Below are 15,285 nucleotides of genomic sequence, written 5' to 3'. Positions count from 1 at the left end.
TATTGCAAAAGCAGTACCTCACATCTATGAAGTCTGTCTACGCAGGAGGTATACTGCTCATTATTCTGGATGGTTAGGGGCTGTCATTGTTATAGTTTGTACTGGACGAGAATTCGGAATTGCTTTAAACCACGCCGCGTACATTACCGGCAGCACGATGAGTGTCAGTATGGTAGCGCCAAACAGGCCGAAGGCAATGGCAACGGCCATCGGACCCCAGAAGATGCTGGAAATCAGTGGTATCATGCCCAGGATTGCAGCCGCTGCCGTTAAAAAGATGGGGCGGAACCTGGTCACTGTGGCGTTAATGATAGCATCCCAGGTGGTTTCGCCGGCCGCAGGGTGCTGGTCAATCTGGTCCATCAGAATAACCGAGTTGCGCATAATAATCCCGAACAGGGCTAATATGCCGAGCTGAACAACAAATCCCATCGGACTTCCTGTTAGGAAGAGACCTGCAGCAACGCCGATAATACCCAGTGGCGCTGTAAGTAAGGTTAATACCATTTTGGAAATGTTCTGCAGTTGTATCATTAAGAGGATCATAATCACAATGATCATGGCCGGTACCGGTTGCGCTAAATATTTTGCGGAATTGAGGCTTTCTTCAGCTGTACCGTCAAGTTCGATGCTGTAGCCCAATGGCAGGCTGGCCCGTAATTCAGCGAGGCTGGCATAGACTTGATGGGTGATGCTGTCAGCCCCCATCACACCGGGTTTTGTATCCGCCTGTACGATAATCATCGGCTTTAAATCTCGGCGGAAAATTAGGCCGTCTTCCGCCTCAAAACGAATTTTGGCTATCTGGTCAAGCGCTACATAGCTGCCGCTGCCGGTAGGGATTGCAAGGTCTTTCAGCTGGGAGGGATATTTTCTGTCGCGGATGTCAAAACGGAAAACCATATCAATGGTTTTATCATTTTCCCGGAATTCGGCAGCCGGTGTGCCTGAAAGCTGTGTTTGCAGCATAGCTGCCAGGGTCTGAGATGTGATACCCAGATTCCGGACTTTATCCTGATCAATAAACAGATGCAGAATTTTGCTTTTTTCGTTCCAGTTGAGATTGACGTTGGTGGTGTCCGGGTGAGCCGACATGACGGCTGCAACCTGGCCGGCAATTTCCCGGACTTTGTCATGGTCATAGCCTTTTACCCGCAGCATAACCGGATAATCTGTCGGTGATCCGTTACGGATGACTTTCGCGTAGACATGCACGCCAGGCAGCGCCTCGTTTAACCATTGATTGAGGGAAATACGCAGTTCGTCCCGGGCTTTAACGTCTTTGGCGACAATAATAAACTCAGCGAAATTCTGTTTGTTAAAGGTAGGGTTAAAAGTTAAGATAAAGCGGGGTGCACCTTCGCCTACATGGTATGTATAATAAGCTATTTGCGGATGATTCTTCAGTTTTTCGGCAAATTGACCGGCGGCTGCTTCCGTGTTTTTCAGTGAAGCTCCTTCCGGCAGTTTGAGTTGCACAATGAGCTCAGGGCGGGTGGAGGCGGGGAAAAACTCCTGTTTAACCAGTCCCAATAAGCTAATAGAAGCGAAAAACACGCCTGCTGTAGCTGCTAAGACGGTTTTGCGGTGAGACAGGCACCAAATCAAGGTTTGTTTAAATAACCGGTAGAACCTGCTATCATATAAATCCGGTTCACCAGCTGCTTTGGGTTTAAGCTTGATAAAACGGCAGCCCAGCAGCGGTGTGGCGGTTGCGGCCACAAACCAGGAAGCAAGCAGGGAAATGGTTACGACGGAGAAAATAGAGGAGCAGTATTCGGCCGCGCTGCCAAGGGCAAAGCCCAGGGGAATAAAACCGGCGCAGGTGATTAGGGTACCGGTCAGCATGGGAAAAGCACATGTGGTATAGGCATAACAGGCGGCATTGTAACGGGTCCAGCCCTGCTCTATTTTGACCGACATCATTTCAATGACTATAATGGCATCGTCCACCAGCAGGCCAAGGGAAATAATGAGGGCGCCCAGCGACATTTTCTGCAGATCAATACCCAGTTGTTTCATGCAGGTAAATACGATTGCCAGTACCAAGGGAATGCACAGGGAAACGGTAAGGCCGGAACGCATTCCCAGACTGGCAAAGCTAACAACCAGAATAATAGCTACCGCTTCTGCCAGCAATCTGACAAATTCATTAATTGAATTTTTTACGACTTCCGGCTGATTGACTGTCTGATGGATTTCCAGTCCGGCCGGCAGTTCTTTTTTTATTTGATTAACAACTGGCGTCAGGTTTTCCCCTAACGTCAGAATATTGCCGCCCGATTCCATGGCCAGCGCAATGCCGATGGCAGGCTGGCCATTGTAATAAAATTGCGGGTCGGCCGGCTCAGCATAGGAGCGGGTTACTTTGGCAATATCGCCTAAGCGGAAGGTCCGGCCATTGCTTTCGATGGGCGTATTACTGATATCATCCAGTTTTTCGAACATTCCGGTAACCCGCAGGTACAGATTGTCGGTGGCTGTTTCCAACATGCCGGATGCAGACATGGATTCTGCGCCTGCAGAGTGGCGGGAATCAAGCTGGGGTCAATTCCGAGCTGAGCCATTTTGCTATTTTCAATTTCAATATAAATTTTTTCGGTTTGGACTCCGAGCAGCTGAATTTTTTTTACACTGGGGACTCCGAGAAGGATACGGCGGATTTTTTCCGCTCTTTCGCGCATTTGCTCGTAGGTATAGCCATCACCGGTTAACGCGTAGACGACTCCGTATATTTCATCAAACCGGTCGTTAAACTGGGGCGGCTGAACACCCGCAGGCAAGGTGCCCGCTATATCATTAACCAGGTTGCGTGCTTCTACCCAACGTGCCCGGAGTTCTTTTTGCGGCACGGTATCTTTTAAACTGACATAAATGACTGTCTGCCCCGGGGTGGAATAGCTTTTTAAATAGTCCAGCCCCGGCAAATCCTGCAGTTTCCTTTCCACTTTTTCGGCGACTTGTTCTTCCATTTGACGGGCGGTGGCTCCCGGCCAGGCAACATTGACGACCATTTGTTTAATGGTAAAGTCCGGGTATTCCATGCGGCCAAGGTTTATATAAGAGAATAGGCCGGTAATAAAAAAGAGGGTAATAAAGAAATAAATGAATTGTTTGTGATTGAGTGCCCACTCGGTAAGATTAACATGTCTCATAAGCTGTTACCGCCGGTTCGCACCTGCTGACCTTCTTTGAGTTTATGTACTCCGGCGATGACGATTTGTTCGCCTTGATCGAGACCGCTGAGGACCTGTATGGTTCCGTTGCCAAAAGCACCGATCTGAACAGGGCGCAGGGTCAGGACATTATCTTTTACCACCCAGACAGAAGGTGTGGTGCCGGTTTGATAAACGGCTGCCAGCGGAATCGTTACCGTTTGCTGTACAGTACCCGGCACGGTAACGGAAGTTGTCATACCCAGTTTTACGTCCGGCGGCGGGTTGATAAGGCGGATGCGTACTTTAAAAGTGCGGGTGGTTTGATCGGCCATTGGGGCTATTTCCCGGATGCTGCTGTTGACAGTGATGTCAGGCAGAGCCCAGAAGGTGGTTGTAAGCTGTCTGGCATGGCGCAGTTCTTCGATCCGGTTTTCTGGAACATGGATTTCGACCTCCCGGTCACCGTCCTGCACAATCGTGACTGCAGTTTGCCCGGCCCCAATCACTTGGCCTGCTTCAGCGGCAATATGAGAGACTATGCCCGGCTTATCGGCTCGCAACAGGCTGTAGTCCAATTGGTTGGAGCCTTGCGCATACTGGGCCGAGGCCTGCTGCACAGCGGCCTGAGCCACTTGATAGGCATTTTCGTACTGGTCAAGCTGCGCCCGGCTGATTGCGTTCTGCGCATATAACTGCCGGTAGCGACTCAAATTGCTTTCCGCCAGGTTAAGCTGTGACTGGGCGGAATAGACCTGGGCCGAACTGCTGTTTACGGTTTGCTGAATGTCTTTGGCATCAATCTGCATTAATATGTCACCTGGCTGCACTATACTGCCAAGTTCAATATTCCGCTTGATGATTTTACCGCTGACCTGGAAAGACAGCTGGCTTTCATACCGGCCGCGTACTTCCCCGGAATAAGTGTACTCCTGAGCGGCATTGGCCGCTCCAATCACGGCAGTTGTCACAAACAGGATGTCGCTGGTGAAATCTGTGGGTTTCTTATCCTGCTTCCAGAGTGCGCCGGTGAAGATGCATAATCCTAAACCGACAGCAGCTAATCCATAATATAATTTCTTTTTGGGCCATTGGTGTAACCAATCTAACGGCTGCATGATTTCACTCCTTGGTATCTTTATTGCGCAACGGGAAAAATTGAATATCCGGTTTTTCGTAAGAGCAGACATGAACCAGCTGCCCGTCGCTAATTAGCTCTATCTTTCCTAAATTTCTGCCTTCCCAGGTCCAGGTTCGGACCAGTTCAGCCACAATGGCGTTGATCTCTTCCCATGTCAATGCGGGATCTGCCGTTATCGGCACGCCGTGAATCATAGTAGACATTCACATAAGACCTCCTTGTTTTTGTTATGAGGGTATAATTCCAAGGTTCTGTTAACAGTCTAAAACTTCAAGCTGACTTTAAGTCAAGAAGATTTATGATAATTTACCAAAGCAGCGAGAGGCATAGTAATTAGAAAAGACCAAAACTCATTGGAGAGTTTTGGTCTTTTCTAATTGCGTTATTGCGGTGTTATAGTAAAAGAAAGTAACCCGGCTGGAAGATCAGAAACCGGACGAATGACAATGACTGGCAGAGGCTTTGTGTGAATGAATGGCTTTTAATTCCGGAAACCGGGGACACTGGCAAATTTGATCAGGGCGGCATTCGATTTCCCGGCCCAGCACTGGGCATCTTCCCTGAAAGAGATTCGCTGCCGGACAGTCCAGCATATAGGCAAGAAAATTCTTGGATGATTGTGCCAGCCGGATTTTTTCGTCCAGTTTGTCAATGATTATATTAAAGATTTCCCGCCAGTTTTTAATGCCATTCGGGTCAGTCAGCACCTGGCGTATATCTTCCAGACTAAGCCCATTATTTTGGAGAAGCTGTATCAGTGTAAGTTTTTGCAGTTCCCTCTCGCTGTAATAGCGACGCGATGAGCGGCGTTCCGCCGGCTGCAGTAAAGCGATGTCTTCGTAATAACGCAGGGTCGATGTACGGATTTTAAAAAGTTCTGCAACCTGACCAATCGTTAATAACTTTTCTTTCATTTGCGCACACACCTTTTATCTAAGCAGTAGGTTTAGGTTTTATTGTAAATGATTTTATTCTTGACTTCAAGTTGACTTGAAGATTTATACTATTTCTGAACCGTTTGCTGAAGCATTTACAGGCAAAGTGACTGCTAGGTATGTTGTCTGGGCTGCAGGATGTTCTACCTTGCGGTCTAGGTGGTCACTACCGCTGGAAGTTATTTAGGATAAGAGCACGGTTAATCATTAAGAGGGGGTCAGGTTATGAAACTGTTAGAAAAGAAAAATGCAATTGTTACTGGTGGAAGTGATGGTATCGGCTATGAAATTGCCAAAGCATTGGCCCAAAATGGTGCCAATCTACTGTTGATTGGCAGAAATGAGGAAAAATTATGTAAGGCGGCATTATCCTTGTCGAATACGGGTGTTCAAGTGGAAACGCTGTCGTATGATTTATCATGCCTTCTTTCTTTCTCAGAATTATCTGGGAAGATAGCAAATATTTTCCTGGAAATTGATATTTTGGTCAATAATGCCGGCGTCGCAAAATTCTCTTCTTTTGAAACCGTTAGTATGCAAGAAATAGATTACAGTTTTGATTTAAATGTAAAAGCCCTCTTCTTGCTTACGCAAGCTTTGCTACCATCGTTAAAAAGAAACCAGGCGAGTATTATTAATATTTCCTCTTTTCATGCATTTCGGGTAATGCCCGGGATTTTCTCAACAGTATATTCCATGACTAAGGGGGCGGTTAACGCTTTTACAAAGGCTCTGGCCTATGAATTGGGACCATTTGGTATACGGGTTAATGCGATTGCGCCTGGAAATGTCCGTACGGCTAAAGTGCAGGCTTATGTGAATAACCTTCCTGGGGACAAAAGAGAAACGTTCAACGAGTTTGTAAGAACGAATTATCCACTCGGCCGGTTTGGTAATTTGGAAGAACTAGGGGGTATAGCGGTGTATCTCGCTTCAGCCCAGGCAAGCTGGGTAACGGGAAGCATTTTTAATATTGATGGCGGATTAACAACAAATTAATAAAGATTAAACAGCTAAACTGGGGGATTTTATGAACCGAATATTGCCTCCAACCTTACTTATAATCAGCATAGGATGCATGATCGTATTGCAGTTCACAGTGCCTATATATTACATTGTAAGATTTCCCTTTAACTTTTCAGGAATTGTGTTCATCGTTATCGGATTGGGCATTTCTATCATTGGCTCCAATTTATTTCAAAAATTAAAAATTTCAGTGATGACATTTGATGAACCGTCTGTTCTGGTTACCAATGGATTGTATCAATATTCAAGAAATCCTATGTATCTGGGATTTGTGCTGTTTATCCTTGGCAGTTGGCTTTTCATGGGTTCTTTATCAGCTCTGCTGATAGCGCTGCTATTTATTGTGGCAATGGATCTTGGTTATATACGATGGGAAGAAAAGATGCTTGATAGGAAATTTGGGAAAGCCTATCTTGACTACAAGAGAAAGGTCAGACGATGGATCTAAACTTAGGATTCCTTAGATAGTGAAGAAACCATTGATCGTTCTTTGCTGCAAAAGGCCCGCTCCGCATCCCTGCGGGCGGCGCTGCAGCCGCTGGCGCGTCTTCCGCCTGCCGTCCTCGTGCTGCTCCGCTTAGTGCCAACCAGTACCCCAAAAACGGATACCGCTCTATGGCCGGTCGTCCGCTGCTTGCGGCGTTCCGCTGACGCTCCACTCTCCTCATCCGCTCCCGTCCGGCCACCGCTGGCGCTTAGAGCCGTATCCTGCCGGCGGTTGTTCGTCAGTCTGGACAGGGGACGCAGACCGGAGCACTCCCTGCCGCTCGCGCCCGGACTGCCGGGGAAACCGGGGAACGTCGGCTGGCCCCGCACGCTGCGCGGGGCCTCGGCAGGACACTCCGGCCGGACCGCCCGCAAAACCACCGACCGACCCAGCCGGGCGTCCCGCCGACCGCCGGGAACGAAAAACAAAGCACGAAGCCCGGAGAACGGTGGCAACCAAACCGCTCCACCGGGCCACCTGCCGCCACTCGCCTGGCTAGGAGGTAACAGCCGTTCGTTCCCTGCCGCGGCCGCGCCTGTCCCGCCCCGTGGACACCAAAGGCATGTGTCCACTCTCCGTCCTCCCTTCCCCCCGAGCCCCCTATCCCACCTGAATGGCTCTGCCGTCCAAGCGGTGGGCCGCGATTGAAATTCGGGGGGAAGGGAGGACTCCGGGCGCCCTGACGGGAAGGACTACCCCCCAAACCCCCCGCTAAGGTGCGGCCGAACAATTTGAGGGGTACGCGGCCACGTCAGGGCCCTTCACTAGCCGGGAGGCAATCAGACGGCGGCGGCACCAGACGGCCCGGTTCCGCTTTAGGGAACCCACCCCCTGACCCCCTCCCGACGAACAAACGGGAGGGGGAAACCGCAGTCCGATGTCTACAGCCCAATAAACGGCTTACCATGAGCAGCCACGAAACCCATGTGGCCGCACATCGTAAGCCTGGCCGGTGGCGACAGTAAGCCGGGCAGGGGAGCGCACCGGTCACGGCGGCCAAACCCGCGCGGCCGCGCCCCGTGCCAACGGGCCTGCCGGCAGCAAGGGAGCCGCGAACTGCGCGGCGGGGAAAATAAAAAGACCGCCTTCGTGTTGAGAAGGCGGCGCAGTGACCCTGATTAAAGCTAAAATTTTCCTGTTCTCTCTGGCAGAATATGCTATAATAAGCGTAAGGTTGTCAAGGGAGCGGTTGGCCACACCCTTTTTGAAAGGGGGTGGTATGATGACAATATTTGAGGCAATGTATCTGATGATCGCATTTGCAACACTTGTTGTTTTAATCATAAAACGAAAATAACCGCCCCTAGCCAAGGACTGCGGTTATTTCGTAAATAATCAAAACTGAGGCTAACCGTTTCCGGTTAGACAACCTATGGGGCTGGCGTGCTAGCAACACGTCAGTCCTTTTCTTATATTATACCCATTGAAATAAAAATATGCAACCGGTCAGGAAAAAATCCTGCCTGCGCGGCTTTAGTTTACTTGCAATTCATTTGAAATAAGCTATAATTAGAAATAGGTGGAAATTAAAAAGTCGCCGTGACCCGGAAGTGGTGGAACACTTCCGAGGCACGCGCAGGTGGTATCAGCACCTACACGTAACAGTCAAGCTGTCCACGACGACATTTCTATTATACAATGCCGCCCGCTTGAACACAAGCGAGGCACTGCGTGTAACAGAGATGCCGACAGGAGAGGAGCAGGCTGTGCGACTTCATGCAGCAGGAGACTAAGCCTATTCCTAATACACTGTCAACAGAAGGGCAAGCATTCGTTTACATATTTTATTGACCGCTTTTCTGTTGAAGGCTGGGTATGTCCTGGCTTGTTGGTATTGGGATTTAGCATACGACGAAGCAAAGCGCATGTGTAGGGTATAAAAAACCTCGCATGCGCTTTTAATTTCCCCCTATAAAAAAGCTGTCCGGCAAGTGCTTGCCATGATCAAGGGCCTTGCTGCAGCTTGCGATAGGGGGTATATAATTGTCCAGTGAAAGGGAAACCTCACGTATTTTGACTGTCTATTATACATATCTCAATGGTAAAGACCGGCGACCGCTCATCCGGCTGCAGGGCAAATGGCTTCAGGATCTTGGCTTTCAGAGTGGTGATAAGATTGCTATCGAAGAACACAGCGGGACTTTGCTTATAAAAGCTGTGACCGATGAAATAACCGAAAAGTAAAAAGCGAGGTCTAGTCGCTGAAACGCCCCGCCGCCGGTCTTTTCATGGTATCACACCGGTCAAGGCTGCGCCTGCTCCGCTCTCGCTGCGCCCCTGCGGGTGACACGGTGTGCCGCGCCGGAATTTTAGCACAATAGGACGATTACTCCCGCGCTCTTTTGGAGAGTGACGGCGGCGGGGAGCCGCTGACGATGAGCGGGAGGTGTGCGGGGTATGTGGGACTATCTGGTGAGACGTTGGCGGGTGGAGGCCGCACTGTGGGTATGCTACTGGAATGCGCTGGACCGGGATGACCGGCCGAGCATCCGGTACTGCGCCGACCACAGTTTGCTGCTGTCGGTCTTCTGGTTGGCCGTGCTGATCGGCGGACTGTGCTGGTCTTGGGGCCGGTTATTCAGTTTCTGCAGGGAGGCTGTCGGTGATGCCGGCAGTTTTTTTATTGCTGTATCCAATGTATTCTTAAATATTTTTAGGCAGGAATGTGAATTTAACTATTTTCAAAAGTAAATAAATAAGTTAAACTAAATACGAACAAGTGTTCCGAATTGTAAATGCATAGCTTCGTGAGTACGTCAACTTTGTATTGAAGGGAAAAATAAAATTGCAGGTCTTTTACTAATTTTTGTCGAATCAATTATTTAATTTTGCCAATTTGGACTAAGAAGCTGATTTCATTAGTTTAGGGCATAAAACGTGTAATGCCAAGGATTGATAAGGATGTAAAGTAACTGCTTCCCGCTAACTTGGAACTTACTCCTAAACCATTGGTATACGCGAAGATTTTGAGGGAGGTGTTCATATGTTCCTGGCCGATATAAAAACAGCACGAGCACTTCCAAAGCCAATCTTAAAATGGGCAGGTGGAAAACAGCAACTTAGTGACTTGCTATTAGCTCGGGCACCGAAGAAGTATGGTAAGTACATAGAGCCATTTTTTGGTGGAGGAGCTTTCTTTTTTGCTTTAATGCCTACATCTGCGGTTATTGCCGATGCTAATCCAGAACTTATTGAATTATATAAAACGGTTGCGACAGACGTTGAGCGGGTAATAGACAATCTTCGCACAATGCCTAATGATAAGGACTTTTACTATCAGTTGCGTAGTGTTAAGCGAGAAGAGTTGTCTTTGACAGAAAGAGCCGCGCGAACAATTTATTTAAATCGGACTTGTTACAATGGATTATATCGCGTTAACCGCAAAGGTGAGTTTAATGTGCCTTTTGGCCATTATAAAAAGCCAACCATATGTGATGAAGATAATTTACGCGCTGTTAGTGAAAGACTTGCCCAGGTACGCATAGTATGCGGCGATTACAAGCAGGTACTGCGTGAAACGGCTGAAGCAGGAGATTTTGTGTTTTTGGATCCGCCGTATTTACCCGTATCAAAATATGCAGATTTTAAACGCTACACAAAAGAGCAATTTTATGAAGATGACCACCGGGAATTGGCGGAGGAAATAGTACGTTTAAAAGATCTGGGTTGTCATGTCTTATTAACTAACTCCAATCACTCGCTAGTGCATGAGCTATTTGCTGAATATAAGGTTGAAGTATTCAATACGCGTCGATATATCAGTTGTGATGCTAAAAAAAGAAATGGCGAAGACGTTATTGTAAGTGTTGAACCGACCCCCAGGTTGTTTGCTATTGGGCAGCCGGTAGTTATGTCTGAGCAAATGAATTTGTTCCCGGCCACTCGGTATATGGGAAGCAAGCAAAACCTGATTAATCGCATTTGGAGTGTAGCTTCCGAATTTAAGTTTGACAGTGTCCTTGATTTGTTTGCTGGCAGCAGTGTGGTAAGCTATATGTTTAAGACGCAAGGAAAGCAAGTGCTTTCTAATGATTACATGACATTTTCGGCTTGTTTATCCCGGGCAGTTGTTCAGAACAATCAGGTTACGCTTAAAGAAAACGATATTGAAATGTTAACTAGCGATACCGGGACACATGATAATTTTGTTGCATCTACATTTAAGGACTTATATTTTATTGATGAGGATAATTTGTTTTTGGATCAGGTAAGGGCCAATATTAAAAGAATGAAAGAGCCCATAAAAAGAGATTTGGCAATGGCGGCTTTGGTTCGTGCTTGTATTAAAAAACGTCCACGCGGTATTTTTACGTATACGGGATTTCGTTATGACGATGGAAGAAAGGATCTAAAGTTGACCTTGAAAGAACAGTTCTTGGAAGCCATTCAGGCCATTAATGAAGCTGTATTTGACAATGGTAAAACCAATCAGGCTTTTCATGGAGATGCCATGGAACTGAGGCGGCATGCAGATTTAGTCTATATTGATCCGCCTTACTATAGTCCACTTTCGGACAATGAGTATGTACGCCGGTATCACTTTGTAGAAGGATTGGCAAGGGATTGGCAAGGGGTGGTGTTGCAGGACAACACAAAGACCAAAAAATTTAAAAGCTACCCTACTCCTTTTTCTACAGCAGGCTCTGCTTATGATGCTTTTAATACTTTGTTTAGGCGACATCGTAAGAGTATTCTCATTGTGTCTTACTCTTCTAATTCATTGCCAACCCAGGAGCAAATTCTCGGTTTAATGGCCAGATATAAAGCAAATGTGGAAGTGGTCGCGGTAGATTATCGGTACTCTTTTGGCAATCAAGGGCATAAAGTGAGCGACAATCACAATAAAGTACAAGAATATTTATTTGTGGGGTATTAACTATGCTTGAGAATCTTCCCATGTTGACTAAAGCCTGGTATGTAGGAAATACAACAGTGCGATCGGCGTATAGAATCAAATATGCGTTGCGGGCGCTTGCTGCTGCCGGCCTTTATCATCTAAAAGGAACCGAAAATGAAAATCGTTTTGCGCGGGTATTAGCGGATGCACAAGTACTTTCTATGCAACGACTGGAGGATAATCCTGATGCTGATGTTAGCGATATGGGGAGAAAATGGCGGGCCTGTTTAACACAGTTGGGTTTTATTACACCGGATGAGAGATTATTGCGTCGGGTGGGTATTAATACTGAACCCTATCGCATCACCGAAAGCGGCAGACGTCTTCTGGAAGCTCAAAATTTGCCCAGTGAACAAGAATGTTTTTTACGTACATTAATAGTGCAGCAAATACCGTCAGATTTGGAACAGTTCATCGAAATCGAAGCTTTTAATCCGTTGCGGATTGTTCTGGCTTTACTGCTGGAATTGGAACGCCGAAATTTAGTCATGCGAATTTCTAAGAATGAAATGGCAAGTATCGTCCAAGTGATAGGCCAGGAAGCTCATGTGAATATTGCTGCTGATATTATAGAGCAGTATCGATTAGAAGAAGCTGAGTTAAATGGAGTAGAGCGCCGGCGTTTTCGGAATGCAGTACGTGAAGAGGCTGCAGCGCGATTACCTTCTCAGAATGCCCAAACATTAAATGATTACGCAGGCACAAATTTCCGTTACTTAAAATTGACGGGCTTATTTGTTGAAAGCGGCAATGGCATTACCCTGGCAGAGCATCGACGTACGCTGGTACGCCAGATTATGGCTTCGCCATTTGAAACGCTGCCGTCACGGGAATATATGCCCCGTTTCTGGCAAGGTGGTTTATTGCCGACAGACAATCTGACAGAAGCGGCAGCTGCTGTATTGGAGTTAGCTGAAACCTTGCGGCGTGAATTTCAAATAGAAGTGCCTTTACCAGCTAATCTTGCAGAACTTGAGGTAGCTGAGATTAATCAATTACGCCATAATATGGAGCAGCAAATTTTTGAGCGGCGTGAACTCCTTTATGCAGAACAACAGGTGGAGCAATGGGAAGAAATTCATCGCTATCTGCAGGCCTTGCAAAATCCGCGTACAAGCAATATGATTCCAAATGGTGAAGCACCGGCTTATTTGGAATGGGTACTGTGGAGAGCCTTTCTGGCTATTGATAGTCTTGTCAATATGCCATGGGAGGCAAGGCGTTTTGACATTGATGTTGATTTTAGGCCAAGGTTTACGGCACCAGGTAATGGTCCGGATATGATATTTGAGTTTGAGGACTTTGTCCTTGTGGTTGAGGTGACCCTTACCGCATCTTCACGGCAAGAAGCTGCTGAGGGGGAGCCGGTACGTCGTCATGTTGCTCAATATGTTGATCGCTACCCTGACAAAGAAGTCTATGGTTTGTTTCTAGCTAATAACATTGATACCAATACTGCGGAAACTTTCCGGATTGGTGTCTGGTATCGTAATGATGACTCTTCGCTTGCCCTGAGGATTGTCCCACTGACATTGGAGCAGTTTACGAATCTCTTTGCTCAGGCGTTCCGACTTCAAGGACGGTTGGAGCCGGCAAGGCTTTTTGATTTGCTTGTTCGATGCCGAGCCGAAAGTAATGCCGCTGCACCGGAATGGAAACGTTTTATAGCGCAATATGTAGACCGCAATGTGCAGCAGTTTCAGCGTTAAGCACTAGGTACGGAGAGCACCACAATCACTTGAATTGCTTTATAAATGTAACGAAACCAAACTGAATATTTGCGATTTTTAAGGAGAGAAACGACTCGTGGAATACAAGTATGATTATGACGTAGTGCTATCTTTTGCTGGAGAAGACAGAGAATATGTAGGTAAGGTTGCAGATATGTTATATGCGCTTGGTATTCGGGTTTTTTATGATAAATATGAACAAGTAGAACTTTGGGGAAAGAATCTTTATGTGCACCTGGATGAAATCTATCAAAAAAGATCCCAATATTGCGTGATATTTATTTCAAAATATTATAAAGAGAAGTTATGGACTAGCCACGAAAGAGAGAGTGCCCAAACGCGAGCCTTTCAGCAAAACCAGGAATATATTTTACCGGTTAGGCTGGATGATACAGAGATTCCAGGTATACGTCTTACAACAGGGTATATTCGAGGGGATTCCATTGAACCGGAAGAACTTGCTTTATTAGTTGCAAAAAAAGTAAATACAGAAATAGATGTTAATTTGATGATTAAATATTTAAAAGTTAATCTTCCCGACGACTACGAAATTTACATTAAAGGAACTGATTTGGTTTTTAAAAGTGATAGTTTCGATTATTATGGAGAGTTTCCTATAAGATTGTTACTAGAAATGTATAAAATGGACATGTTAGATTACATGTTCTTAATGCCTGGGATAGTACCGTCTTAAAAAAGGGTCAATTTGATTATTAATAAATGAGGGATTCATATGCTGGAATCACGAGAGATTCCCCAGGCAAATTCTCTTCGGGATGTTATAACTGCAGTGTTCGCTGTTGCTAATGGCGCAAAGACGTATCAACAAATAGCACAAGCCATTGGTAAAGGAGAGCGACAAGGTCGTTACTATAGATTGGCTGCTGAACAAATAGGCTTAATTACGCCTCATAATACAAATCATTCGATGGTTACCCCTTTGGGTCAAGAGTTTATTAGTCTTTCACCGGAACAGAGAGAAGTATTATTAGCAGAGCTCATTTTACGTAATCCACCGATAAAGATGATTTTTGGGGAATCGTACGATGCCCAGGTGTTACAAGAGAGGGATTGATCAACCTCATAATTCGTAACGGTAATGGTATTGGAGAGTCTTTGGCATATCGAAGATGCGCAACAATAATTACTTGGCTCACGGAGCTCAGGTTAATAATGCAACACAATGGTGCCTTCGTTGCATTATGGCAGCCTGCTTTCGAGGGTCAAGCAGTTTTTCTACAGGAAGACGCTGGCCAAATTAATGATAGACAGCCTTTGCTTAATGAACTTGAAGATGTCTGGATGGGGAACTTCTCAGAGAATAATGGCAACATTACATATGAAGTTAGTCGGGACTTAAGGGAACGGACTGTGCGAAACCACCAACTTCTTGTAAAGCAAATGGTGGGGTTAATTAGATTAAGAGGAGCAGTCCCTAAGTGTAGCAAGTACATTGATTTAGCAGCTCAATTACCTGAAGGAAATTATTTTTTTGAAATGAAAACTTTTAATCAACAAAACTTCGTTAATCAGATGCGCAAGGGAATTTCTCAGTTATACGAGTATCGTTATCGTTATCGTTATTCCCATGTTGTCCAGAATCCTAACCTGTGGTTAGTCCTTGAGCAACCAATTCAGGATGGATGGTACATTGATTATTTAATTAGGGACCGTGGTATTAATTTGTGTTGGAAGACGGGCGATTCCTTTGACTCGCCAGAATTGTGTCGAATGGCATTATCACAGCTCGCAATAGGGCGATTAGTTATGTTATGAGATATTTATTTAGTTGTCATTGATTAATGTTAGCACCTATAAAGGACCTGGATAACTCAATAGCAAAAAAAGACCACCACAGCACGGTGGTGGTAAATGGTAGACCTTCCAGAATGTTTTTTGTCAGAAGACACTTGC

General features: G+C 46.2%; 14 protein-coding genes and 1 pseudogene. 10 read left to right on the top strand and 5 right to left on the bottom strand.

The window, feature by feature from the left end:
* Positions 1-60 precede the first annotated feature (60 nt).
* The 4 genes and pseudogenes from BLR65_RS08015 to BLR65_RS08000 all read right to left on the bottom strand — a co-directional run bounded on the left by BLR65_RS08015 (position 61) and on the right by BLR65_RS08000 (position 5,210).
* Positions 61-3,155 (bottom strand): annotated as a pseudogene (locus BLR65_RS08015) (efflux RND transporter permease subunit).
* Positions 3,152-4,273 (bottom strand): efflux RND transporter periplasmic adaptor subunit, encoded by a 1,122-nt coding sequence (locus BLR65_RS08010; protein ID WP_093793665.1) that lies wholly within the window; start codon positions 4,271-4,273, stop codon positions 3,152-3,154. The pseudogene BLR65_RS08015 and the gene BLR65_RS08010 overlap by 4 nt, the downstream one beginning before the upstream one ends.
* Before the next feature lie 4 nt (positions 4,274-4,277).
* Positions 4,278-4,499 carry a hypothetical protein gene (locus tag BLR65_RS08005; RefSeq protein ID WP_093793664.1) on the bottom strand — a complete coding sequence of 74 codons (222 nt, stop codon included), beginning with the start codon at positions 4,497-4,499 and terminating at the stop codon, positions 4,278-4,280.
* A 222-nt stretch (positions 4,500-4,721) separates the two neighbouring features.
* The gene (locus tag BLR65_RS08000) at positions 4,722-5,210 is read right to left on the bottom strand and encodes a helix-turn-helix domain-containing protein (RefSeq protein WP_093793663.1); all 489 of its coding nucleotides are present in this window, start codon (positions 5,208-5,210) and stop codon (positions 4,722-4,724) included.
* A gap of 246 nt (positions 5,211-5,456) precedes the next feature.
* On the opposite strand from BLR65_RS08000, the gene BLR65_RS07995 reads away from it, so the two are divergent.
* A complete protein-coding gene (locus BLR65_RS07995; RefSeq protein WP_093793662.1) occupies positions 5,457-6,230 on the top strand; it encodes an SDR family NAD(P)-dependent oxidoreductase in 774 nt (257 codons plus the stop codon).
* A 31-nt stretch (positions 6,231-6,261) separates the two neighbouring features.
* Positions 6,262-6,705, top strand: coding sequence for a methyltransferase family protein (locus tag BLR65_RS07990; RefSeq protein WP_093793661.1), 444 nt, complete (start codon positions 6,262-6,264; stop codon positions 6,703-6,705).
* Positions 6,706-6,707: 2 nt separating this feature from the next.
* Here BLR65_RS07990 and BLR65_RS07985 read toward each other — a convergent pair whose 3' ends face one another.
* Positions 6,708-7,316 carry a hypothetical protein gene (locus BLR65_RS07985; RefSeq protein WP_093793660.1) on the bottom strand — a complete coding sequence of 203 codons (609 nt, stop codon included), beginning with the start codon at positions 7,314-7,316 and terminating at the stop codon, positions 6,708-6,710.
* 647 nt (positions 7,317-7,963) lie between these two features.
* On the opposite strand from BLR65_RS07985, the gene BLR65_RS31750 reads away from it, so the two are divergent.
* From BLR65_RS31750 to BLR65_RS07945, 8 genes are all read left to right on the top strand, one after another.
* Positions 7,964-8,041, top strand: coding sequence for a putative holin-like toxin (locus BLR65_RS31750; protein WP_425441013.1), 78 nt, complete (start codon positions 7,964-7,966; stop codon positions 8,039-8,041).
* A 686-nt stretch (positions 8,042-8,727) separates the two neighbouring features.
* The gene (locus tag BLR65_RS07975) at positions 8,728-8,928 is read left to right on the top strand and encodes a SymE family type I addiction module toxin (protein ID WP_093793658.1); all 201 of its coding nucleotides are present in this window, start codon (positions 8,728-8,730) and stop codon (positions 8,926-8,928) included.
* Positions 8,929-9,141: 213 nt separating this feature from the next.
* On the top strand, positions 9,142-9,435 hold the full coding sequence (locus BLR65_RS07970) for a hypothetical protein (RefSeq protein WP_093793657.1): 294 nt from the start codon (positions 9,142-9,144) through the stop codon (positions 9,433-9,435).
* A gap of 292 nt (positions 9,436-9,727) precedes the next feature.
* Positions 9,728-11,620 carry a Dam family site-specific DNA-(adenine-N6)-methyltransferase gene (locus BLR65_RS07965; protein ID WP_093793656.1) on the top strand — a complete coding sequence of 631 codons (1,893 nt, stop codon included), beginning with the start codon at positions 9,728-9,730 and terminating at the stop codon, positions 11,618-11,620.
* Between the two features lie 2 nt (positions 11,621-11,622).
* A complete protein-coding gene (locus BLR65_RS07960) occupies positions 11,623-13,350 on the top strand; it encodes an AlwI family type II restriction endonuclease (RefSeq protein WP_211285185.1) in 1,728 nt (575 codons plus the stop codon).
* A 97-nt stretch (positions 13,351-13,447) separates the two neighbouring features.
* Positions 13,448-14,065: a toll/interleukin-1 receptor domain-containing protein gene (locus BLR65_RS07955; protein WP_093793655.1), complete on the top strand. Its 618-nt coding sequence runs from the start codon at positions 13,448-13,450 to the stop codon at positions 14,063-14,065.
* Between the two features lie 39 nt (positions 14,066-14,104).
* On the top strand, positions 14,105-14,446 hold the full coding sequence (locus tag BLR65_RS07950) for a DUF7226 domain-containing protein (RefSeq protein ID WP_093793654.1): 342 nt from the start codon (positions 14,105-14,107) through the stop codon (positions 14,444-14,446).
* Between the two features lie 98 nt (positions 14,447-14,544).
* Positions 14,545-15,147 carry a hypothetical protein gene (locus BLR65_RS07945; protein WP_143122529.1) on the top strand — a complete coding sequence of 201 codons (603 nt, stop codon included), beginning with the start codon at positions 14,545-14,547 and terminating at the stop codon, positions 15,145-15,147.
* Positions 15,148-15,285 lie beyond the last annotated feature (138 nt).

The sequence above is a fragment of the Sporomusa acidovorans genome (assembly GCF_900101845.1).
Classification (GTDB): Bacteria; Bacillota; Negativicutes; order Sporomusales; family Sporomusaceae; genus Sporomusa; species Sporomusa acidovorans.
This window is presented reverse-complemented; position numbering and strand designations above follow the sequence as displayed.

Excerpts from the sequence above, each read along its gene's own strand:
- BLR65_RS08000 (WP_093793663.1), bottom strand. The coding sequence starts at position 5,210 with ATGAAAGAAAAGTTATTAACGATTGGTCAGGTTGCAGAACTTTTTAAA.
- BLR65_RS07965 (WP_093793656.1), top strand. The coding sequence starts at position 9,728 with ATGTTCCTGGCCGATATAAAAACAGCACGAGCACTTCCAAAGCCAATC.
- BLR65_RS07950 (WP_093793654.1), top strand. The coding sequence starts at position 14,105 with ATGCTGGAATCACGAGAGATTCCCCAGGCAAATTCTCTTCGGGATGTT.
- BLR65_RS08005 (WP_093793664.1), bottom strand. The coding sequence starts at position 4,499 with ATGTCTACTATGATTCACGGCGTGCCGATAACGGCAGATCCCGCATTG.
- BLR65_RS31750 (WP_425441013.1), top strand. The coding sequence starts at position 7,964 with ATGATGACAATATTTGAGGCAATGTATCTGATGATCGCATTTGCAACA.
- BLR65_RS07970 (WP_093793657.1), top strand. The coding sequence starts at position 9,142 with ATGTGGGACTATCTGGTGAGACGTTGGCGGGTGGAGGCCGCACTGTGG.
- BLR65_RS08010 (WP_093793665.1), bottom strand. The coding sequence starts at position 4,273 with ATGCAGCCGTTAGATTGGTTACACCAATGGCCCAAAAAGAAATTATAT.
- BLR65_RS07960 (WP_211285185.1), top strand. The coding sequence starts at position 11,623 with ATGCTTGAGAATCTTCCCATGTTGACTAAAGCCTGGTATGTAGGAAAT.
- BLR65_RS07995 (WP_093793662.1), top strand. The coding sequence starts at position 5,457 with ATGAAACTGTTAGAAAAGAAAAATGCAATTGTTACTGGTGGAAGTGAT.
- BLR65_RS07990 (WP_093793661.1), top strand. The coding sequence starts at position 6,262 with ATGAACCGAATATTGCCTCCAACCTTACTTATAATCAGCATAGGATGC.
- BLR65_RS07945 (WP_143122529.1), top strand. The coding sequence starts at position 14,545 with ATGCAACACAATGGTGCCTTCGTTGCATTATGGCAGCCTGCTTTCGAG.